Origin of the sequence: Litchfieldella qijiaojingensis, from assembly GCF_014651875.1 — a bacterium.
Lineage (GTDB): Bacteria > Pseudomonadota > Gammaproteobacteria > Pseudomonadales > Halomonadaceae > Litchfieldella > Litchfieldella qijiaojingensis.
The window spans coordinates 146,313-168,672 of sequence record NZ_BMXS01000007.1; the positions used below are offsets into that span (position 1 = coordinate 146,313).

The 22,360-nt window shown below is 54.2% G+C and carries 20 protein-coding genes and 1 tRNA gene; 18 read left to right on the forward strand and 3 right to left on the reverse strand.

From position 1 onward, the window contains the following. From IE093_RS09215 to IE093_RS09270, 12 genes are all read left to right on the forward strand, one after another. A complete protein-coding gene (locus tag IE093_RS09215; RefSeq protein WP_189468411.1) occupies window positions 1-2,358 on the forward strand; it encodes a hypothetical protein in 2,358 nt (785 codons plus the stop codon). A gap of 20 nt (window positions 2,359-2,378) precedes the next feature. Continuing rightward, on the forward strand, window positions 2,379-5,774 hold the full coding sequence (locus tag IE093_RS09220; protein ID WP_189468413.1) for a hypothetical protein: 3,396 nt from the start codon (window positions 2,379-2,381) through the stop codon (window positions 5,772-5,774). A 76-nt stretch (window positions 5,775-5,850) separates the two neighbouring features. Further along, window positions 5,851-7,248, forward strand: coding sequence for a phage tail fiber domain-containing protein (locus IE093_RS09225; RefSeq protein ID WP_189468415.1), 1,398 nt, complete (start codon window positions 5,851-5,853; stop codon window positions 7,246-7,248). Window positions 7,249-7,261: 13 nt separating this feature from the next. After that, entirely contained in the window at window positions 7,262-7,627 is a 366-nt protein-coding gene (locus IE093_RS09230) for a hypothetical protein (RefSeq protein ID WP_189468417.1), read from the forward strand. A 14-nt stretch (window positions 7,628-7,641) separates the two neighbouring features. Next, the gene (locus tag IE093_RS09235) at window positions 7,642-7,887 is read left to right on the forward strand and encodes a tail fiber assembly protein (protein ID WP_189468419.1); all 246 of its coding nucleotides are present in this window, start codon (window positions 7,642-7,644) and stop codon (window positions 7,885-7,887) included. Window positions 7,888-8,103: 216 nt separating this feature from the next. Then, window positions 8,104-8,337 (forward strand): hypothetical protein, encoded by a 234-nt coding sequence (locus IE093_RS09240; protein WP_189468421.1) that lies wholly within the window; start codon window positions 8,104-8,106, stop codon window positions 8,335-8,337. Window positions 8,338-8,465: 128 nt separating this feature from the next. Continuing rightward, complete coding sequence (terL, locus tag IE093_RS09245; RefSeq protein ID WP_189468422.1) at window positions 8,466-10,160, forward strand: phage terminase large subunit; 1,695 nt, start codon at window positions 8,466-8,468, stop codon at window positions 10,158-10,160. A 1,703-nt stretch (window positions 10,161-11,863) separates the two neighbouring features. Next, window positions 11,864-12,355: an antirestriction protein ArdA gene (locus tag IE093_RS09250; RefSeq protein WP_189468424.1), complete on the forward strand. Its 492-nt coding sequence runs from the start codon at window positions 11,864-11,866 to the stop codon at window positions 12,353-12,355. A 113-nt stretch (window positions 12,356-12,468) separates the two neighbouring features. After that, a complete protein-coding gene (locus IE093_RS09255; RefSeq protein WP_189468426.1) occupies window positions 12,469-13,152 on the forward strand; it encodes a hypothetical protein in 684 nt (227 codons plus the stop codon). Window positions 13,153-13,718: 566 nt separating this feature from the next. Further along, window positions 13,719-14,012 carry a hypothetical protein gene (locus tag IE093_RS09260; protein WP_189468428.1) on the forward strand — a complete coding sequence of 98 codons (294 nt, stop codon included), beginning with the start codon at window positions 13,719-13,721 and terminating at the stop codon, window positions 14,010-14,012. After that, a complete protein-coding gene (locus IE093_RS09265; protein ID WP_189468430.1) occupies window positions 14,009-14,164 on the forward strand; it encodes a hypothetical protein in 156 nt (51 codons plus the stop codon). Before IE093_RS09260 ends, IE093_RS09265 begins: the two co-directional genes overlap by 4 nt. A gap of 551 nt (window positions 14,165-14,715) precedes the next feature. After that, window positions 14,716-15,075, forward strand: a complete 360-nt coding sequence (locus IE093_RS09270; protein ID WP_189468432.1) for a MarR family winged helix-turn-helix transcriptional regulator — start codon at window positions 14,716-14,718, stop codon at window positions 15,073-15,075. 24 nt (window positions 15,076-15,099) lie between these two features. Here the strand turns inward: IE093_RS09270 and IE093_RS09275 are convergent. Continuing rightward, window positions 15,100-15,184, reverse strand: a tRNA-Leu gene (locus tag IE093_RS09275). Window positions 15,185-15,206: 22 nt separating this feature from the next. Between IE093_RS09275 and IE093_RS09280 the strand changes: the two genes are divergently transcribed. Beyond that, window positions 15,207-16,346, forward strand: coding sequence for a tyrosine-type recombinase/integrase (locus IE093_RS09280; protein WP_189468434.1), 1,140 nt, complete (start codon window positions 15,207-15,209; stop codon window positions 16,344-16,346). 246 nt (window positions 16,347-16,592) lie between these two features. Here the strand turns inward: IE093_RS09280 and IE093_RS09285 are convergent, their stop codons facing one another. Further along, on the reverse strand, window positions 16,593-16,964 hold the full coding sequence (locus IE093_RS09285) for a helix-turn-helix domain-containing protein (RefSeq protein WP_189468436.1): 372 nt from the start codon (window positions 16,962-16,964) through the stop codon (window positions 16,593-16,595). Between the two features lie 21 nt (window positions 16,965-16,985). Then, window positions 16,986-17,237 carry a type II toxin-antitoxin system RelE family toxin gene (locus IE093_RS09290; protein ID WP_189468438.1) on the reverse strand — a complete coding sequence of 84 codons (252 nt, stop codon included), beginning with the start codon at window positions 17,235-17,237 and terminating at the stop codon, window positions 16,986-16,988. Window positions 17,238-17,727: 490 nt separating this feature from the next. On the opposite strand from IE093_RS09290, the gene IE093_RS09295 reads away from it, so the two are divergent. The 5 genes from IE093_RS09295 to IE093_RS09315 are packed head-to-tail and all read left to right on the forward strand — an operon-like array spanning window position 17,728 to window position 22,256. Next, on the forward strand, window positions 17,728-18,588 hold the full coding sequence (locus IE093_RS09295; RefSeq protein WP_189468440.1) for a MurR/RpiR family transcriptional regulator: 861 nt from the start codon (window positions 17,728-17,730) through the stop codon (window positions 18,586-18,588). Further along, the gene (locus IE093_RS09300) at window positions 18,585-19,235 is read left to right on the forward strand and encodes a cysteine hydrolase family protein (RefSeq protein WP_229803417.1); all 651 of its coding nucleotides are present in this window, start codon (window positions 18,585-18,587) and stop codon (window positions 19,233-19,235) included. The genes IE093_RS09295 and IE093_RS09300 overlap by 4 nt, the downstream gene beginning before the upstream one ends. Window positions 19,236-19,281: 46 nt before the next feature. Further along, the gene (locus tag IE093_RS09305; RefSeq protein WP_189468442.1) at window positions 19,282-20,592 is read left to right on the forward strand and encodes a glutamine synthetase; all 1,311 of its coding nucleotides are present in this window, start codon (window positions 19,282-19,284) and stop codon (window positions 20,590-20,592) included. Between the two features lie 8 nt (window positions 20,593-20,600). Beyond that, window positions 20,601-21,353 (forward strand): N-formylglutamate amidohydrolase, encoded by a 753-nt coding sequence (locus tag IE093_RS09310; RefSeq protein ID WP_189468444.1) that lies wholly within the window; start codon window positions 20,601-20,603, stop codon window positions 21,351-21,353. 54 nt (window positions 21,354-21,407) lie between these two features. Continuing rightward, on the forward strand, window positions 21,408-22,256 hold the full coding sequence (locus IE093_RS09315; protein WP_229803418.1) for an APC family permease: 849 nt from the start codon (window positions 21,408-21,410) through the stop codon (window positions 22,254-22,256). Window positions 22,257-22,360 lie beyond the last annotated feature (104 nt).

A 22,360-nucleotide genomic window follows, 5' to 3' on the forward strand; every position in this document is an offset into this window, starting at 1 on the left:
TTGGCTAACGCCTTACAATCTGTCTCCCCTACCCTGGGACGTCTGAGTTCTCATCTTGCAGAGAAACGCCGGAAGGAAGCCGAACAACAAGCTCAGGCTGAAATCCAACAGATGAGCATGGAGGAAGCCGAACAGCTTGTTCAATCAGGGGAGATGTCGGAATACGAAAACCCCTACTTTCAGGAAGCTTTCCAGCGTCAATATGGCGTCCGCCTGGGGCTAGCCAAAGGACGTGAACTGAAAGCCAAGTTCGCGACTGGCTTCAATGCTCGCTCCGATGATGTCGATCAGTTCATCGCTGAGAATCTCGGCGTGGACATGGGGGCAATGGCTCAGAATCCCACTATTCAAGGCGGATTCACCGATGCCATGGAAGAAACCATGGTGACGATTCGGGATGAAGCTGCCAAGCAACAGGCTGCCGCCTATGAGCAAGATAAACTCGATGGCGTCTATGAGACTTTTACTGCTGAGTTGGATCAGCGTATATCCCGTGCAGAAACCCCGGAACAGCGCAAGGCTGCCATCAATGAGGCGTATCAGGCTATTCGGTCGCACTACCCGCAGCACCAAAAGTTGCTCAATCTGAGTAACGCTGAGCAAGACGCTGTGCTGATGCAGGTGGCATCGAAGTACGCCAGGGATGGACAGGCCGATGTCGTTGAGAAGCTCTTGACGGACAACCGTGGCGGCATCGGTGCGATCATCGACAAGCGAGGCAAGGTGGGCTCTGAGGCTGCATCAATCCTCCGACAAGCTGAGAAGAACTACCACTCTGATAACCGTGAGCGAACTTTCGATGCCCGCATGAGGTTCTTTGAGGAAGCTGAGCAAGGAATGCTCAACGAGGAAGAGCTTCTGGCTTGGCATGAAGAGAATCCTGGGGCTCTCACTGAGGGACGCATCCGCTCTCTCTTCCGTTCCAATAGATCAGCTCAGGAAGCCAAACGGAAGGCTCTTGCAGAACAACGCGAAGAAGACGCTATCCGGGCTCGTCAGAACAACGAACGGGCTGAGATCGTTACCCAAGGCATCAAGGCTTTACGCAACGGGACTACTCATCGAATCCAACCTGTAGCTGTCACTGACGACAACGGCGAGCTGGAGATGATGAGCAAAGAAGATCAGTTGGAAGCCATCAAGACTGAGCTTCATAACACTGTCATTCCCCGGTATGCCTCACAGTTTCCTGAAGAGGAACAAGGCGAAGCAGCCTTCAACTATGCCCTGGAGATTTACTCGAAGAATCCCAATCTCGTGAATGATCAGTGGAAGGCTACCCTGGAGAACGCTCCTGGGGCTGTGACTGCCGCCGCCGCCACAGATGGAGATGAAATCCCGACCAAGTTGAAGGAAGGCTACGCTCTCTATAATCGGCTTCGAGTGCGGAACCCTGGACTCCTCAATGGAATGATCACTGAGAAGGATCGGGATGTATATGAAGCCATCCGCATCGGTGAGCAGTACATGGGACTCCCCTTTGAGCGCTCTGTCTCTCAGGCTCATCGCATCGCCACCAATCAGGACATCGAAGATAACCCATCTATTCGAGCACGGTACGATGAAGTCGATGCTGCTGTCGAAAGCCTGAACGGCTGGGTAGACGGTTGGGGTGACGTGAAGAATGACTCTTACGTCTCCACGGAACTCCGCAAGATTGGCCGTCATATTGCTCGTGCAGGTGGATCTACTGGACTTGATCAGGCTGTCGAACGGTTCAAGTCAGAACATGAGTTCATCAATGGATGGGCTGTGCCAACTCGTGGTCAGAATGTCCCGGTCAACTTCAAGGAACTCGCTGAGAAGAAGATCAACGAGTACGTCGAGAAGAATTCCGATGAGGGAATGAGTGAAGACGACATTACAGTTTTCCCTCTAGGTGGGTCTGGAAGCAGTGGCGTATGGACACTTGTCGATCAGACGACTGCCAGCCCTCTCTCTGATCCTATTGGCTCAACGTTCACTCTTGACCAGCTCATGCGTGAAGACCAAGAGGAGCGCGATCGTGCAGCCAGAGAGGCTCTCAGGGAACAGGGACATACCAGCACTGACGGTCTCACTGCGGAAGAGATGAACGCCGCTCCTGAAGATGGCGAGGAGGCTGTTGACCTGGGTCACTTTGATTCCTCTACTCCTGCACGGCTCCCAACCAATCTCGACCCAAAGATGCGCCAGGGTATTGAGACCCTCCGTGATGCAGGGATTACCCAATCGGACTTCGACAGGTTCCTTGAAGAGAACCGAAGGGAGCCGACTCAATGGGCTGGGCTCCTGGGTAACGGGAAGTCATTGAATGCGCCGTTCGCAACGAACCCCACTGTGAGAGAGACGATTCGCCAATATCTCCCCACATCCTAAAGACAATCAAGGAGTAACCAATGGCTGACCGCGAACGCCGACAAACCGGACGAGCCCGAGAGCTGTTCGGTGAGGTGATGTTCGGTCCACAGGAGGGAGCTGATTACGGCATTCCTTCCCCTGAAGATGACCTTTCCCGTGGCCAAAAGACTGCCCGCCAGTCCGTCCCAGTGGTCAGGCAAACCGATGCCGAGCGTCGGCGTGAGCGAGAGCAGCTCGAAGAGGGAACTCCTGGCCTGATCGAAGGGGCTGACCTAGCGACACAGCAAGAGTGGGTTCCCCGTCTCCTGATGGCCAATCCTGATGACTATGCGCCTGATCCTGACTATGAGATGACCGAGGAGGAGCTTAAAGAGCGAGCCGAGGGACTCCCGGAAGATGCCTTCCAGTACATCGCTGAGGCTCAATCAAAGGCTCAGGCCGAAGCCCTGGAGAAACGCTACCGGCAAGACTATGAGAACGAACAGAAGCTTGCTGAGATGGGCTTCACTGGGATCGGTCTGAGGGTCGGTGCGGCTCTCACTGATCCTGCTGCCTGGGGAATCGGTGCGGCTTCCTCAGCGTTGCTCGGTCCTGCTGGGTTCGTCGGTACAGCCGTCAATCGAGCCAACCGAGTCAGGAAGATCGTCCAGGCTGGGACTGCCGGTGCTGCTGGGAACCTTGCCGTGGAGTCGGCCATCCGGGCGAATAAGCCTCTTTACGATGACATGAACCTGCTCTATGCGACTGGCATAGGGTTCGGTCTCGGTGCTGGTCTCTCAGCTCTCTCACGTAATCCATCCCTTCAGACTGAAGTGGAGGGACTCAAGAGCGCTGGAGAAGGCATCAAGAAGGCTGCCGAAGAGGAGATCGGTCAGATCGTCCGGTCAGCTTCCTATCAGCCCGCAGGGAACGTTGGAGACGCTGGTGCTGCCCGTGTGTCGAGATTCATCCCGATCAGGGAAGACGACACGTCCATCGACACCTTCCTGGGCAACTACAAGAAGGCTCCTGATGCAGTAGCGCCAAGAGCCGCATTCGGTGACGTAAGGTTCAGCTCTATGGCCACTGGCTTATCATCCGACAATCCCGCTGTGAGAGCTGCCTATGCGCCGATGGCTGAGGAAGGCGTGGGGTACACCAACAGGAACGTTGCTGTTCAGATAGGTGCATCCGAGCGTCAGGTTCTCCGTGAACGCCAAGTCACCACTGAATGGCTCCGCAGCTACAACCCCAACTTCCGTGAGTGGATGTCCAGCCAGAGCCAAAAGAAGAGCTGGAAGCCGTTCTTCAAGGAAGAGATGGCGACTGTCTTCAACCGGCAGGTGACGGACTTCGTGGAAGGGATCGACAAGAACCCTCACCCGGCAGTTCGTCGACAGGGTGAAGTCATGCGGAAGATCCTCGACGACTACCGCAAAGACCTGAACCAACCGATGTCTTACCGTCAGGAGTTCGGTCGGCCAGTGAAAGGCTTCGGGACACTGGAAGAAGACCCCTTCTATGTCCCTCGTGAGTTCGACCTTCAGGCTATCCGCCGTCTCGATCAGGAGTTCGGCACGCCTAACCTTGAGATGTTCTTGGCGAGAGCCATCAAGAGTGCTACCGACGACATCACTGAGGAAGCCGCCATGAAGGCTGGTCGAGCCTACCTGAAAACTGTCCGCAGCATTGACGCTGGGATGGGTATGGATACTGGGCGGATTCTCGGTAGTGGTGACGCTGAAGAGATCAAAGCGTTCCTCCGCAACAATGCCAACGGTGAGGACATCACTGAGGCTGACATCGAGGACATCGTTGACGCTCTGACTGTGAGGCGAACCGAGGGAGGCCAGAAGTACAGCAAGAAGCGCACTCCCTTGAACATGGACTTCAAGATGGAGCTGAAGCGCAACCCGGAGACTGGCTCAGGGAGTCGGACGCTGGATATGCGAGAGCTGTTCAACCGGGACGCTCACGACCTGCTAGCCAGGTACAACCGAAGAATGTCCGGTGCCTTGGCCATGGCCCGCTACAGGATTCCTGGGCTGTCTGATGGGATTACATCTCATGGTGAGTTCGAGACCCTGAAGAACAAGATCAGGGATGTTGGACATCGCCAAGGGATCGACCCAGAGAAGACCAACCGGGAACTGGCAGAACTCGACAAGATGTACCGAGCGGTCATGGGAATGCCCAACGAGGCCGACCTGACACGCTGGGGACAAGCCCTGAAGTTCTTCCGTGACTGGTCCTTCATGCGCTTCATGGGGCAAGTCGGTTTTGCTCAGGTGCCAGAGCTTGGCGTGGCCATCTCAGGGCTGGGCATCAAGACTGCCATGAAGGGCGCTCCCCAACTGCGCCACATGATTCGGGACGCCAAGACAGGGAAGATCAAGCATGAGGTAGTCGATGAGCTGGAGATGGTGACTGGCCATGGGGGCGACTGGCTCCGTTCAGGACAGATCCAACGGTTCAACGACATGACCGGCGCTCAAGATACCTTCATGGGACAAGGCTGGAAGGACAAGTTGGAGTTCAGCGTGAGGCGCGGCAAGCGCGGCGTCTTCGCTCTCTCTGGAATGTCCACCATCAACACTGCCCTACAGCGTGGCACCATGAATGGCATCGTCCAGAGGTTCGGGGAGGCTGCTCTAGGGACCGGCAAACTGATGAACCGTCAGCGTCTCCGTTCCATTGGCCTCAATGACGCTCAGGTAGACGCCATCCTAGAGAACATCCGTAAGCACGCCACCTTCAAGGATGGACTGTCGGGCAAGCGAGTCCAGCGGTTGAACCTCAACAAGTGGGACTTGAAGGCTGAGGCTAACTTCACTGAGGCCATGTTCCGGTACTCTCGGAGACTGGTCCAAGAGAACGACATCGGGCAGTTCCGTCAGTGGATGGCTCACCCGGTCGCCCGCATGTTCCTCCAATTCCGGTCATTCATCATCGGGGCTCACGAGAAACAGCTTCTCCATAACCTCCACATGAGGGACTTCCAGTCATTCTCGACATTCGTCACGACGACGATGATGGCGACAGCCGGGTACACCGCCATGACCTACGCCCGGTCCATCGGTCGAGAGGATCAGGGAGAGTATCTGGAGAGGCGGCTGAATCCCGAGGCACTGGCCAAGGCTACCTTCGAGCGTTCCTCTTGGTCGGCCCTCATGCCCACGGCCATCGACACGATGGTCCCTGGGACTTTCCAATTCTCGCGCTCTTCTGGTCAGGCTGTAAGTTCCGTATTCGGGAACCCTACTGCCGACACAGCGGACAGTATGCATACAGCTCTCTCTACGATCCTCACTGGTGACACCCTGGAGAGCCAGGAAGATGTTCGCAACGTCATTCGACTGCTCCCCTTCCAGAATGCCAATGGAGTGGCTCAGATGGTGAACATCGCTCTTGGCGAGACTGGCTTACCGGAAGACGCTCCAGAAGAAGACCGCTAACCGATTCCACATCTAAAAGATTTACGAGAGACCGTCCTTTGAGGCGGTCTTTTCGTTTGTATAGGAGACATTATTTATGGCTCTAGCTCGTGTCCAATATGAGGCCGATGGTTCCACGGACACTTATTCGCTGACCTTCCCGTATATCGCTAAGGAAGACGTTAAAGTCTCTCTCGACGGGACTGAGACTACTGCCTGGACCTGGGCTTCAGATAGTTCCATCAAGTTCGATACCGTACCAACTTCGGGGACAATCATTGATATTGTCAGGGAGACTGAACGAGAAAATCTTCTGGTAGATTTCCAAGACGGTTCCACGCTCCTTGAGTCCGATCTTGATCTTGCTGCAACTCAATCTTTCTACCTTGCCCAAGAGTCCTTCGATCAGACTGGCTCAACGCTTACCGTAGCGGAGGACGGATCGTACTCTGCCAGTAGCCGTCGTATTTCAACTGTCGGGTATCCTGATTCCGACGATGACGCAGCAACTCAAGGATATGTCAAAGATCAACTAGGGTCTAATGAGCAATATGCGACAGACGCGGAAAACGCTGCGATAGAGGCTCAAAACTGGGCCAATCGGGCGGAAGACGATCTGGTTCCTGAAGGTGATGGCGTAGATGATTACTCCGCACTTCACTGGGCCAGGAAAGCAGAAGGCTGGGCTCAAGGCGTGAACATGCCGAGTGCCTCTGGGAATGCCTTGAAGATCCTCCGACAGAAGAGTGATGAGTCTGGCTTTGAGTACATCGAGGAGCCTTACCCGAAGAGCACTGCCGACTCGCGGTTCATTCAAGGGGAAGGGACTCTTTTGGATGATACTGATGATCTTAATAGTATCAACACAAAGGGTCTTTACGCCTGGGGAAGCCTTAGCCCAGTGAATGCTCCATTCGGCGACTACTGTAACATGCTAGTGACCGAGGGGACAGGACAGCTCATTCAATTGGTCTGGGGCACTCCCTCTGGCGTCAGAATGGCCGCCCGCCGCAAAGATAGCGGAACCTGGGGCGGTTGGACAGAATTTCTCCAAACAGATGGGAGCGGGACCGGGCTGTCTGGAATCGCCAAACTAAGCTCCTCCAACACTTTCTCCAGTAGTAACACTTTTTCTGGTTCTACTGAGTTCAGCTCCATGCCTACTGTTGGCGGAAATTCAGTTGTGGAGTCTGGTAGTAACTCCTTCGGGACATGGTATCGGAATGCGGATGGGTATCAGGAATGCCATCGGATTCATAGTGTTAATCTATCAAATACTTCGATAGTTAATCTTCAATATCCTAAAACCTTCACTCAAGTCGATGGAGGAGCTAGCGGGTTTTACAACGGAATAACATCGGGAACAAACGTATCCGCTAATTGGGCAATATCAGCCGACGCCGCCGCCCAGAATGAATGGCGTTTATTTAGGGACGGGGATGGATACAACGGAAGTGTGGATATATCCATGTCTGCTTTTGGACGTTGGAAGTAATCAAGAGGAATATATGAAAATAAACATCCTGGCAACTCCTGATGGTCCAGACTATTACGGGTTTGATGGGGAAACAATTATCGCCTATGTTGACGGCCACTCGAAGAGTTATGATCTATCAGACTTCCCAGAAGGTGGGGAGCTTACTAACGCCGAGAAAATTAAAGGGGTGATCCCAATCTGGTCTGTTGAACGTGTAAACGGGGAGCTGAAAGTCTTCCTATGTCAAGAAGTAGGTCCTGGGTATTGGAGCGAAAGCGGATGGTTTAATGTGTCTGGATACGACCCCCGCACGGTTCATGTAGTACGCGACACGTCCAAGCTACATTATGGGAAGGCATGGGTAAAAACTCGTGATGGAATCCGTTTCTTTGATTAACCCCGGAGAACATAATGGCGAATATCCAATTTAAAACTCCAGAAGAGGCAGAGTCAGAACGTCTCGAAGAAGCCAAAAATAAAGCCCGAAGAGAACGTAACGAGAAACTCCGTGAATCCGACGTAGAGGTTCTCCGGGCTCTTGAATCAGGGAAACCCGTCCCGAAGAATCTCAAAGATTACCGCCAGTCCCTCCGAGACTTACCCGAACAGGCGGGCTTCCCGAAATCTGTAAGCTGGCCAAATAAACCGAATCTCTAATGTCCACCACAAGACAAGCCGCAGAGACCGTCGCACAAGTCACTGCCCCTGTCCCTGTCGGAGTATCGTCCCTGAGTTTTCTCGGAGTCACTCTCAAAGATTGGGTCTTTATGGGTACAGGGGTACTCATCGTATTCCAACTGATCGTAATCGTTCCCAAAGCCTGTCGATCATTGCGATCACTCAAGAATCACATCAAGGAGGTGATAAACCACAATGTCAACCGCAAGTAAGGAACTCCTTGAGAAGCTTCACAATGCTGTCGGGAAACAACTCCTAGAACGCATCGAATCTGGTGAGGCGACTGCCTCAGAGTTCGCCCAAGCAGTGAAGTTCCTCAAGGATAACGGCATCGAGGCTGTGCCGACCGATGATAGCCCGTTGGGTCAACTGTCATCTTCAGTCTCAAAGCTCCCCTTCACGAATCCTGACGAGCCCACTTCCCACTAAGTCTCTCTCAATCCCTTCGAGACAGCTCTGTGTGCTTCTCTGTGCTGCCTCAACATATCCCCTAGTGCATCTGTACTGCTAACGGATAGAAGCTCTTAGAGAGGCTCACAGGGCTTCTAAGGATGCGTATGCATAACGTAGTCAATCAGAATATCCCTGAAGAGCTGAAAGACTTCAGGAACTTCCTGTATCTCACTTGGAAGTTTCTTTGGGAGTCCGGCGCTATTACCGCCCCGAAGCCTGACCCCACGCCTGTTCAATACGACATCGCTCATTATCTCCAGACTGGCCCACGAAGGAAGGTCATTGAGGCTTTCCGTGGCGTGGGCAAGTCCTGGGTGACGAGTGCCTATGTGTGCTGGCGGTTACTCCTCAATCCACATCTCAACTTCCTCGTGGTGTCAGCCTCGAAGGATCGCTCAGACCAGTTCTCCACGTTCACCAAGCGACTGATCTATGAGTTCCCTCTTCTACGCTCCCTTCGTCCCAAGCAAGGTCAGCGTGACTCCAACATCATGTTCGACGTGGGACCGGCAGGTATCTCCCACTCTCCCTCAGTGAAGTCCGTTGGTATCACTGGTCAGCTTACCGGCTCCCGTGCTGACGAGATCATTGCCGATGACGTGGAGTCCCTGAACAACTCCCTTACCCACGCTCTCCGTGAGCAGCTCTCTGAGCGCATCAAAGAGTTCGACGCCATTCTCAAGCCTGGAGGCGTCATTACGTTTCTCGGTACGCCACAGACCGAGATGTCGATCTACAACGAACTCAATGAGCGCGGCTATGAGATTCGCGTATGGCCAGCCCGGATTCCCCAGAACGATGAGACGTACAAAGGGAACCTCGCTCCGATGGTCATGGAGAAGATCGCCAGGGGCGGACAAGCGCGTGATCCTGTTGACCCTCAGCGCTTTGGCGATGAAGACCTGAATGAGCGTGAAGCGTCCTATGGTCGCTCAGGGTTTGCCCTCCAGTTCATGTTGGATACCTCGCTGTCCGACGCTGAGAAGTTCCCACTGAAGCTTTCCGATCTGATCTGTATGCCTTTGGACCCTGAGAGGGCACCAGTGAAGCTCGCTTGGTCTTCTGGCCCAGAGTACGTCATTGGTGATGCTCCCAACGTGGGTATGGCTGGCGACAAGTTCTATCGTCCTATGTGGAAGTCCAATGACATGGCCGAGTACACAGGCTCGTTCATGTTCATCGACCCATCAGGACGTGGCCAGGATGAGACTTCCTACGCTGTCGTGAAGATGCTCCATGGATGGCTGTTCGTCATGGACGTTGGAGGCTTCAAGGGCGGCTATGAGGAAGCCACATTGAAAGGCTTGGCGACCATCGCAGCGAAACACAAGGTCAATGAAGTCTGGTCCGAGCCCAACTTCGGCGATGGGATGTTCAACGAGCTGTTCAAACCGTGGCTCCGTCGAATCCATCCCTGCACCCTGGAAGAAGGCCCACGAGCCACTCAGCAGAAAGAACGTCGCATCATCGACACCCTGGAGCCAGTCATGAACCAGCATCGACTGGTGATCGACGAGAGGCTCATCAAGAAGGACTACGAGACGGCTTCGAATCCTCGCTATTCGTTGTTCTATCAGATGACCCGGCTGACTCACGACAAAGGCGCATTGGCTCATGACGACCGTCTCGATGCGCTCGCTGGGGCAGTCGCTTACTGGGTCGAGCAGATGGCTCAGGACGCTGACAAAAGCGCCCAAGATCACTATGACCAGCTCCTGAACATGGAACTGGAGAAATTCAAAGAGAACATCCTGGGAAGCTCTCTGGGTGAAAATGAGCAGACCTGGGTTCATCTCTGAGCACCGACATATCAGGGCTGACAATAAAGCCCACCCAAGGAGGGGAACGTATGAATCCCCTCCCCTTTCTTTAAGACAGTCTTTAAGAGCGTCTTTAGATGATCTCTGGTGAGTGATTATCCATTACTGACATGGATGGACAGGTTCTCTCTGTGAGTCACGCTAAAGAGGAATCTTTAAGATGGGGATGTACAGGTACTTCCTGTCATGAACGTCCGTGGGAGGGGGAAATACTTGTACAATATCATTACATCTTTGTACAGTTTGTACAAGAACATCTCCAGAGTCCTTCGATGAGTCTGGTATTGATGTACCATCCTCATCGAAGGACTCAATACCCGTCAGATCGCTCTGTGCGTTCCTCTACTAGTCTATCTACTAGAGAGATGCCCTACCCTATTGATGGCTGTGAGAGCGTCTTTGGGGTGGTCTATAGGCCGATTCTTTTGGTGCAAAAATGTGAGCCGGTATTGAGAGTAGAATAGCTCGCGGGATTCCCCCCTTGGGGGCGGCCCTGGCAGCACCCTGGTGGTATAAGTCATTGATTTACCGTACCCACCCCCTGGATCACGCCACAAGATGCACCACAAATTCATCTAGGTGATTGATTCTACTGGCCTCACACTCGATCATGAATCTAGTGTATAGCCCTAGAAAGCTACTCGACGACTGTACAGGCATCGCATCGCTTTTCTTTTTGGCGTGCCTGAGTGCTGGGGTATTATTTTTGCTGAAGACACCACAAGATGAGCCAAAAGACACACTCAAAGCCCACCACATGTTGTACTACACCATCACCACTACTAGATATACCACGAGACAGCCACAAGAGACACTACATGATGGGCTCACTACTAGGCTGACCACAAGGCAGCCCTACTGCCCTGCTTAGGTTGAGTCGCGACGAAGTGAGAATGCTGTCACTCACTTATTTTTTGCTGCCGATGTATCCTTTGATTGAATTGATCCTTGACAGGATATGATCGAGGGTCTAGGCTGGAAAGTACATCGCAAGGCAACGACGCAAGGCACTCGCCACTGTCCAGACTGGAGTCAAGGTTAAAGACGTTAAAACCCAAGGGACACGGCGAGGCGAACGGCAAGATCAGCTATAAGCTTGAGCCCTCGCAGCCAACAACCAAGCGATGAATTGTAAATCGAACAATCCGCTGACTTGACATATCAACTAGCGGATACTAAGCTGGAAAACATCACGTCGAGAGACGCCAGACAGACCAAGCTACCAGGGGCAAACTTAAAGATCATGGCCTGGGAACAAGTCACAAGCGCTTCCCTCGATCAGCCAAGTGACCGCTGTAACAGCTCTTTGGATGGGCTAGCTGTCCCTAAAAACAGTCGAGCGGATAGCTCAAGGCGTATCTCTATCGGTGCGCCTGAAGGTATCCGTTGATTCATACGATTCAATAGAGGAGAGAAATGATGCGTATGATCGAACCGCTTAACGTAATTTTCAGTATTGTGGTGACTGACAACGGGGCGAAAACAAGTGGGCCATGGCATAGAGCTTCAGTCGCTTTACACCAAGTTAAGGAAGAGCATAGAGAAGCCTTTCTCAATGGAATGTCAGTGCCTCACGGGGCTCGCTGGATCAAGCGGGAAGACTGACTAAGAGAGGATGCCATGCAAGAGTACATCGACTACCTCAAGAAAACCATGCACGGTCAATGATAGGAGACAACACAATGTCCACTCTGTTTGCTCAACCATATGACCTTCACGCTGCTGGCTTCTACTTCGACTCTGAAGAAGAGTACATGGACAAATCAGAGAAATGTCGTAATGAATTCGGCCAGCCTGTCGAAGAGTTCGAGATTCAATTCATCGACGGTGATAATCCCAAGATTTTCAAGGCTGCCGGTATCAGTCAAGCGACTATCGGTGATTGGTTCGATGACCTTGATCATCTCTCAGACGATGAGGCTATCGCCATTATCTACCTCTTAGACAACGTAGGGATGGACCTGTCCGATGCCTTGTCAAAAGCCGATGAGGTTCAAGTCTGGTGGGGCTCGATTAGAGACTATGCGGAAGAGCTAGTCGATTATTGCTTCGATCTTCCAGAGATAGCTCAACGTTACTTCGATTATGACTCATTCGCTCGTGACCTTCAGATAGGCGGCGATGTCGCAGAGATTGAGCCAGGAGTCTGGCGCATCAATGCCAGTGAGTTCTAATTGTGCCTCAACATATCCGTAGTTCGATGTTATTGACTGGTGGACATGTCGAAGCGTGTCCACTGGCCAGTGTCATTGACTGGACCAAAAGACAACCAGCAGGAGAGAACGACATGACTGACATCTTCGTTTCCGCTATCGCTACCGCCGCCAGCCATGGCAAAAAGCCGACCAAGGCAGTCGCTCACGAGAAGCTCAAAGAGATCATCGAAACGATGGGCGAACAATACATCGACTCATCAGCTAAAGACGCTCTGGCCAGTCTCTATGCCTACTTCATGCCGAAGGCTCCAGCGAAGCCTAAGAGTGACTTTGAGTGGGTCGCTAAGGCTGTCGCTAAGGATGATGCCAGGTATTACCTGAATTGGGTCTACGTGACTGAGAAGCATATCGTCGGCACTGATGGCCATCGACTTCACATGGCCCGCAACTGGGAAGGGTTGGAGCCAGGGTTTTATGACGTGTCAGGCGTCCGTTGTCATGATCCTAATTGGGCTCAATACCCGAACTATGAGCGCGTAGTTCCTGACCCTGTAATGAACGGCGAGTATAGTCCATATGAGATCAACAAGGATGCTCTCGACGTTCACGTTAAGGACGACAAATTGAAGTTCTTCAAGCTGCCTGACTGTCACGGCAACGAAGAGAATGGTCCGCATGTTGACCGTGATTACTTCCTGGCTGCTATGAGCATGGAGAAATCCAGTGCCAATGTCTGGATAGCCAAGAAAGAAAGCACTATCCGTCTCGATCTTCCGGGTGGTCGAACAGCCGTCGTTATGCCGCTTCGCCAGTGAACAGACCAAGGGACATTCCAAGCGAGTGTCCCTGAGCCTGACCGCTGGAACGAGCGCCGCGAGTCTCCGTCTGGCCAGGACCAAGAGAAACAACAGAGAGAGAGAGTCACGCGATGAAATTCCAGAAAACCCTAGATATATGGGCGATTGATCGCGAAGAAATCGCCAAGAAGTTACAGCCGGGACAATGGGTCACCGCTGGTGGAGCCCGTGGAGTGTACTGCGGGGTTAAGCCCGGAGGGACCGTTGTCGTGATGTGGGAAGGCAATGCCAAGGGACGAGGACCGAGAGGGTATTCATGGTATCGCCGGATGTTGATGGCATACGCCAAAGGGGAGGGATTGAGATAAACCGCGAGAGAAGCAATAGGAGATAACACCATGATCCCTCCCTTAGAGAATCATTGCGGTAGCTGGGTGATCACTCATCGCCAGACTGGAAAGCCTGTTCTTGAAACCTTCAGTGAGTCTACAGCGGAGGCAGTGAATCGACAAAAGTATAAAGTCGAAACCGCTGCCGAGTACCTCGCTAGGATCAATCAACAAATCAAAGAGGAGGACCAATAGATGGACATTAAGCATCACCTTGAACTCGCCGAGATGAAGATCGAACGGCAGCGTGAGCAGCTCCAGCAAATGGCGAGGCTGTTGGAATACTACCGGGAATTCGCTCCGACATATTCGGAGGCTTTAACACCGCCGACGCTCTATTGGCTTCAGGAATACGACAACGGCTGGACCTTCGGTTGGGTTGTCAGTGGCAGTCTGGAAACACTCGACCATAGCTACAACTCAAGAGAAGAGGCAGTGAAGGCAGCCTGGAAACACTCTAAGCAACGACTGGAGGGGAAATCAAAATGATCAGTCACAGCGAAGAGAAACAGGTAGAGCACCTGATTGACTTGCACGAAAAGGCCGACCTTGGGATGAGAGAAGTCGATCAACTCATCGACCTCCTTATCAGGGAACGCCAGGAACTCAAGTCTCAAGTGGCCATGTCCAAGGGACCGTGAGCGATGACTGAGAAACAGAGACAGCACTGGGAACACCAGCAGCGCAAGGCCGAAAGGCTCGCCAGGATATACGGTATGGGCGATCCAAGGATCAGGGAACTAAGGATACGCGCAGCGGAACGCTTGGACGAACACCAGCGGAGGGCAGCACCATGACCATTGTGATTGGGGGCAGCCTGGAGGGGCTCTTGAAGCCCCTCCATGACTACGTGAGAGCTGGAGCCAAGATAACTATCAAAAGGATAGACGGCTGGTGGTTCCTGTCGGTAGCTGGCTAACTAAGTTTACTTGACTACCTTACAGAGGGCGGTAAAATTCCCCTGTCTCATCAATTCCGTTCACATATCATATCAACCAGGGGTTGACAGTTTTGTTTTTCTTCACCAACATTAAGCCGTTCCATAAGTCAATCTTCATGGAATTCCCATCGGTAGTCAGGGGCTACCGTCCTCTTGAATACGAAAAAGACACCGATACAGGTGACATTCTTATCTGGGCTGGTCGATGTCACATCGTCATATCGCCTGGATATGGCTGAAGGAAACCGAACCATGAACAGTAGCAGCGGGTACACAAAGGCAGGGATGATGCGAGTCTGTCAGATTCTAGAAGAATTCCGTCAGATATATCCTGATATGCAGACGCAAACAGCGGTATTTTTCGTGACGATAGCGATGAATCCTGGCATCACAATGAAAGAGCTAATGGAACGCACGGGGACTGTCCAGTCAACATGCTCAAGGAATGTCTCGCTGCTCTCTGAGTGGTTGAAGCACAACAAGCCAGGATACGGACTCGTCCAGGCTATGGAAGACCCAGTCGAGCGCCGCAGGAAGATCGTAAAGCTCACACCTAAAGGCGAACGCCTAGCAGCACAGTTGGATTATCTGGTGTCTCAGCCTTTACGCTGACGCCAGGAGAAGCAGCGCCAAGGATGGTGCGTCGGGAGGGACTTGAACCCTCACGCCTTGCGGCACAGGAACCTAAATCCTGCATGTCTACCAATTCCATCACCGACGCAACTCAATAACGGAGGCACATTATGCCTATCGCCAAGCGTGGTCGCAAGTATCAGGTCACTGTTCATCACCGTGGTGAGCGCTTCCGCCGTTCTTTCGACGTCTACGCTGACGCCGAAGCCTGGGAGAGCCAGACCAAGCACAACCTCAAGTACGGCAAGCCGGTTGACATGGGGGACGAAGGACCGACTCAGACTCGTGGCGTCACAATGGCTCAGCTACGGGAAGAGACGCTTACCCACCACTGGGCCGGGGCCAAGTCCAAGAAAACCTCAGAGATGAACTCAGCGAGCGTCTGTGAGGCTCTCGGCTGGGACTTGCCGGTCATCTCTGTGACGACTCGCCGGGTGGAGAACATGGTGATAAAGCTCTCCGAGGCCGGTAACAGTGACGCCACGATCAACCGTAAGCTCTCTGCCCTATCGACGATGCTCAAGTATGGCCAGAAGCACGGCTACGTTCAGCAGCTACCGGACATGAGCCGCAAGCGTGAACCTGAGCATCGCATTCGTTGGGTCACGCCTGAAGAGGAAGCCGAAGCGCTGGCGTACTTCGAGCATGTTGGCCAGGAAGATATGGCAGACTTCATGTGCCTCGCACTGGACACTGGATTTCGGAGGAGCGAGTTACTCCGACTCCAGGCTCGGGATGTCAGTGATGGCAAGGTGTTCATCTGGGAGAGCAAGTCTGGTCGAGCCCGGTCAGTGCCTCTCACTCGTCGAGCTTCAGCCATCCTGGGGAAGCGCCTGAACAGGATCGAGAAGCCAACCGATAGGCTGTTCACTGGCTGGACCAAGGATATGATTCGGTATCACTGGGATCGTGCGCGTCACCACATGGGACTGATGGGTGATCCTCAGTTCGGCATCCATGTGCTGCGCCACACGTTTTGCTCCAGGCTGGCTCAACGTGGCGTACCCATCCCGGCTATCAAGGAGCTGGCTGGTCACTCGTCCATCGTGACGACACAGCGCTATGTCCATATGTCGCCTGATAATCTGAGGAACGCTATTGGGGTGCTAGATGAGGGCACTGGATTGAAATCCACGGAAACGCCACACGCCTCAGACCGTGGTGTGGATCGTGGTGTGGCGCAAAACATATCAACCAACGGAAACAAAAATTATCACGGAATCAATGACTTGGAGACTTTGGCCAAATGAGCACTGGATTTAGGTTCCAGTGCCTTCGGGCGTGGGAGTTCAAGTCTCCCCATCCGCACCATCAACAGGCCTAGAAGCCGCATTCTAGAGCCTTTCAGCATCTCAGAACCTCTCGAATTCAGTCCCCGCCGAGTCCCCAGCGATCATAGACGAACAGAAGAAACGTGCGCGACCGGGTCGATCGCAACGGCCCGACTATCGACTACCCACAACGCGATAGGGCGCGGCCGTTATAATGGTGTAGCGTCAGGTCAAGCTGTCCAAGTCCACATCCAGCGCCTCGGCGATCCGCTTCAACACACTCAATGAGCCGGTCTTCTTGCCCGCCTCGATCTCCGACAGATAGCCCTGGCTGATGCCCGCCTTCTCGGCCAGCTCGCCCGCGCGAAGCCCCCGGTACTCGCGGAACACCCGCACCGGCGCCGCGCCGTCGAGCAACGCCTCGACGACGCTGGACGGAAAGGTCTCCTCGCCCGCGTCGATGCGTGCGCGGGCCTCATTCGCCGCTTGAATGTCGTGATAGTCTTCCGCCTGCTCGAGCAGCGTGGCGTAGTCCTGCTCGCTTAGCACTACCAGGCGCTCGCCGGCGGGAGTTTGGATGAATTGTGGTGTACCCATGATCTGCTTCCTCGTGATTCGTCAACGATAGACGTCGCCGCGGGCGCCGATCTTCAGCACCAACAACACCGTGCCCCGGTCGTCCATGATCACCCGCCAGTCCCCGACCCGCATCCGGATATACTCGCTGCCAACCAGTGCCTTGACGTTGTTGCGCTGGGCCACCGGGTCTTCGGCATAGGCCGTGATCTTGCGCCGGATGCGCTGCGCGTCCGGGCGCGGCATGCGCTTCAATACCTTCAAGGCGTCTTTGCTGTACGAGATCGTTTTCATTGCCCCAATTATAGCTTACAGCTAAAAACGCGCAATTATTTTTAGCTGACAGCTAATCACGCTCCCCCTTGACACCCCAGCCACCCTGCGCCTTGTGCCAGCTATGCCCGCCTAGGGCTGAGGGAATGAAGAAAAACCGTCTTGTTTAGAGCGCAGGCGGGGCGGGGTGTCGATGGCGCGCGACGGGTCACCGCCGGGGCGGGGCATTGCGATGAGACGCATATCTCAGGCGAACCTGCCGCACAACCACCCCTCGCCCCAGATTCACTTGTGTGCAATGGGCACGTACATGACGTATGTGCGCGTGGCGCATACCCCCTTTCGCCAAGACTGGCGGCAATAATCATAGACGAATCCCTCCTTCGCCCATTCCAGTGTAAAGAAATCACCAGCATGTTTGCGCCCGCCGAAAAGTAGTATATGCTACAAAAAATACAAAATATGTTAATAGTGTAGTGTTCACTACGAATACAATGCACAGAGGCGGAAGATGCCGAATCTCAAGACACTACTGTCATCGCCCCCCGTATCGCTGACGCAGGCCGAGCGCAAGGTCGTGCGTATATTGCTTGATGACTATCCTCGTGCAGGCCTGGGGCCCATGGCGCGCCTGGCGGCAGTGGCCGGGGTCAGCGAGCCGAGCGTCATGCGGCTAGTCAGGAAGCTGGGGTTCAGCGGCTATTCGGATTTCCAGCGTGGGTTGGTCGAAGAAGTCGACGAACGCTTGCGTTCCCCACGCATGCAGTTGGACAAGCAGCGCTATAAGCACCCCTTGCCCGAAAACTGGGATGACTACCTTGCTGGCACATCGTCGCTAGTCGATGAGACACGCCAACTGATGTCAGCACCTGACATTCAAGGACTATGCAAGCTTCTGTCCTCTCCACAGCATCATGTCTGGCTGCATGGCGGTCGCTATAGCTTCTTCCTGGCTGGATACCTACACGCACATCTAAGGCTGATGCGCGCCAATTGCCACCTGCTTCCCGATTCCAGCCATATTGCCGATGCACTGATCGACGTGGGAGAGCAAGACATCCTGGTGATCTTCGATTACCGACGCTACCAGCAGCAAGCGCAAACCCTGGCACGTGTCGCTGCCGCACAGGGGGCACGGATCATATTGTTCACCGATATTTATGCCTCCCCACTGCGAGACGATGCGGACATCGTCATCAGCGCCCCAGTCCAATCACCGTCACCCTTCGACACGCTAGTGCCTGCCATGGCCCAGGTAGAAGCGTTGATTGCCTGCCTGACCCATCAGTCTCTCGACACTCTCGACAATCGCCTGGCTCGCATCGACAGGATTCGCTCCGAATTTCATGTTCATCTGATTGAGGACGCATGATGATGGCTACCCCGCCAGTCGAGTCGCCGCGCGACTTGCCCTACAAGAAAAATGCAACCGCTCTGCTTTTTGTCGACATGCAAGAGGTGTGGATACGGCCGGGCCTCGCCCCTCAGTCGGAAGAGGGGGAATCCAGTTATTACTTCAACCGGTTGCGAAATACGGTGATACCCAACCAGCAAGCGCTTCTGAGTGCCTTCCGAGGAGCCCAGCAGAATGTGCTGCACACCATTATCGAGAGCCTGACCGAGGATGGCCGCGATCGATCACTCGATCATAAGCTCTCCAATATCCATCTGCCCAAGGGCCATTCCCATGCCCAGGTGATTTCGGAATTGGCGCCTGTCGCCAATGAAATCGTGCTACCCAAGACATCGTCGGGAGTTTTCAACTCCACGGCCATCGATTATGTGCTGCGTAACCTGGGCGTGGAGCAGTTGGTGATCTGCGGCGTGGTTACCGACCAATGCGTGGACATGGCCGTGCGCGATGCCGCTGATCGCGGCTACCTCGTCACCATGGTAGAGGATGCCTGCGCCACCCAGAGTGAAGCTCGCCATCGATCCTGCCTGAATGCCATCAAGGGGTACTGCTTCATCTCCGACACGCAAACCGTGCTGGAAAAAGTTGCACGAATGCAGGGCTAGAAACTCGCCGCGACCTGTTCGATAACCAATACAAGAGCAATATTTCATGGACCTGATCAGCATCGTCTCTACGGACCTCACGGCTATCACGCGAGGCCGAGCCGTTCCCCGCGAGGCGCTACAGAACGAAGCAACCAGTGGTTGTGGCTGGGTACCCGCCAATAGTGCTCTCACGCCTCAGGACATCATTGCCGATCCCAACCCTTGGGGATCCCATGGTGATCTGCGCTTGATACCGGACCTGGATAGCCATGTGCATGTCCGGGCGATCTCTGACCATGTCCCCGACATGCATTACGTTCATGGCAACTTGTATACGGTGGATGGAGAGCCATGGCCGGTATGTCCCCGTACCGTGCTCGAGGCCGAGTTGGCTCACTATCGGAAGAATCTGGGATGGCAAGTCAAAGCGGCGTTCGAGCATGAGTTCATCTTGAACGATTCTACTGGCTTGGCAGCACCTGCCTTCTCGTTGCAGGCCCAACGCCGGGCAGCGCGCTTCGCGGCATGCCTGATGGAGGCCCTGGCCAACAGCCACAATTCACCGGAGACCTTTCTTCCAGAATATGGCCAGCACCAATACGAGGTTACCTGTCGCCCGGCCATAGGCCTGGCAAGTGCCGATCGCGCCATCAATGTACGCGAGATCACACGGGACATCGCCCGACAATTGGGCTTGGAAGCAAGCTTCACGCCGCAGCCGTTTCCCGGAGGCGTCAGTAATGGCGTGCACTTGCACCTCAGCTTTCTTGACGAGAATAACTTGCCGGTATTGCACGATTCGAAAGGGGCTATCGGTCTATCGAGATTAGGTCAGCATTGGGCTGCGGGAGTGCTGCATTACATGCCAGCGCTATGCGCATTTACCGCGCCGTCGCCAGTCTCCTATCTCCGCTTGCAACCACACCATTGGAGTTCCGCCTATGCATGTCTGGGTGTGCGAAATCGCGAGGCCGCATTGCGGGTGTGCCCAACCACCCGACTTGGCAATAAGCCGGTGGAGCAACAGTTCAATTTGGAGTACCGAGCTCTCGACGCCACGGCCAGCCCACATTTGGCGATGGCGGTAATTCTGATGGCTGGTCGTCTGGGGATTGAGCAACGGCTACCGATGACGGCACGAGCCGACCAGGACCCGGATACGCTCAGCGACGAGCAGAGAACGAAGCTGGGGATCCATCCATTGCCGGCATCATTAAGCGCTGCGCTGGAAGCATTACGTGCCTGTCCAGCGCTGGAGGAGTGTCTATCCGAGCCGCTGCTAGCCACCTATCAAGCACTCAAGCGCCAGGAACTCGCCAATGTCGAAGGCCTGGATGACGACGCACTGTGCGCCTTGTATCGCTCCATCTATTGAGGCCCATCATGTTCGTTGATGCTCATCAGAACATTGCAACGCGCTTCACGAAGCCAGCCTATACGCTGCGCCATATCGACTCATCGCACCCCGTCATGCTGCTCTGCGAGCATGCCAGCGACTATATCCCCGAGAGTTATGACAATCTCGGCCTGCCTTCCGGAGTGCAACGCGAGCATATCGGCTGGGATATCGGTGCGCTTGCGCTGGCACAGTCGCTGAGTGATCGGCTGGAAGCCCCTTTGGTGTTGGCCAACTATTCGCGACTGTTGATCGATCTGAATCGTCCTGTCGAGGCACCAGACAGCATTCCATCTCTTAGCGACGGTTGGCGGATACCAGGGAATGTCTCGTTGGCCGAAGAGGAGCGCATGGCGCGCCGATATCATTTATTCCAGCCTTTCCATGCAAAGGTCAGTGAACTGATCGACCACCGCATGGAGAAGGGCATCCCGACTCGGGTTGTCGCCATTCACTCGTTTACCCCAGCCATGCATGGCCAACAAAGGCCTTGGGAGGTCGGCGTACTCTACGCAAAAGCCCAAGCGTACGCCGAGCACATGATACTTGGTCTGACTCGCGCGGGGGTTCACGTGGGCGACAACCAGCCCTACCAGATTCACCCCGATGAAGATGTCACCGTGCCCGTGCATGGCGACGGACGCGGACTACCTTGCGTTCTGCTCGAAGTTCGCAACGACCTGTTGCGTACGCATACCGCGATAGAGCGATGGGCCGAACGCCTTGCACCACTGCTTTAAGCCAGCCCCTGAGCAACCCCACACCTTCAGTACAAACAACAATAGGTGACTGATATGTCCATAGAAAACTTTGGCTACAAACAACAACTCAAGCGTGGCCTGAGCCTGACCGACCTGGTGATCTACGGCATGATCTTCATGATCCCCATCGCTCCCTTCGGGGTTTACGGCTGGGTGCATGCCGATGCCCAGGGGATGGTACCACTGGCATATTTCATCGGCATGGTAGCCATGCTGTTCACGGCACTGAGTTATGCGCAGATGTCGAAAGCATTTCCCATCGCCGGGTCGGTGTATTCGTATGCCCAGCGCGGCGTGCATGAGCACCTGGGATTCATAGCAGGATGGGTGCTGCTACTGGATTACCTGTTAATCCCGCCGCTTCTCTATATTTTCAGTGCCCTGGCATTGCACCATTTCTTTCCGGCCATTCCCAAGCTGGGCTGGATGCTGATTTTCCTGGTATCCGCCACCTTGGTGAACTTGCGTGGCGTAACCTTCACTGCTCGCGTCAACAAAATGTTCCTGATCGGTGAGCTGATCGTCTTGGCGCTATTTTTGGGGCTGGGATTTCAGGCGCTCTATGGTGGCATGGGGAATGGAGAACTTACGCTCCAGCCATTCTATGATCCAGCTAATTTCGACCTGAACCTGGTGATGACCGCGGTATCGGTGGCAGTGCTGTCCTTTCTTGGTTTCGATGCCATTTCGACCCTAGCAGAAGAGGTCAAGGGCGACCCCTCCCGTCAGGTTGGCCGGGCGGCCCTGATCTCGCTATTTTTGATGGGCGGGATTTTTATCCTGCAAACTTGGCTGGCCACCGATCTCGCTACCGGAATGAGCTTCGACTCGCTGGATACTGCCTTCTACGAAATCGCTGCTGTAGCGCGTCAATCTGGATGAGAAGCCAGCGACAATCAGGATGAGAACCGGGGTGTCGCGGCCCCTTCGCTTTTACCCTTCCTTGCTTGGTGCACACGTTGCGTCATTCGAGTCTGTGTCGCTGG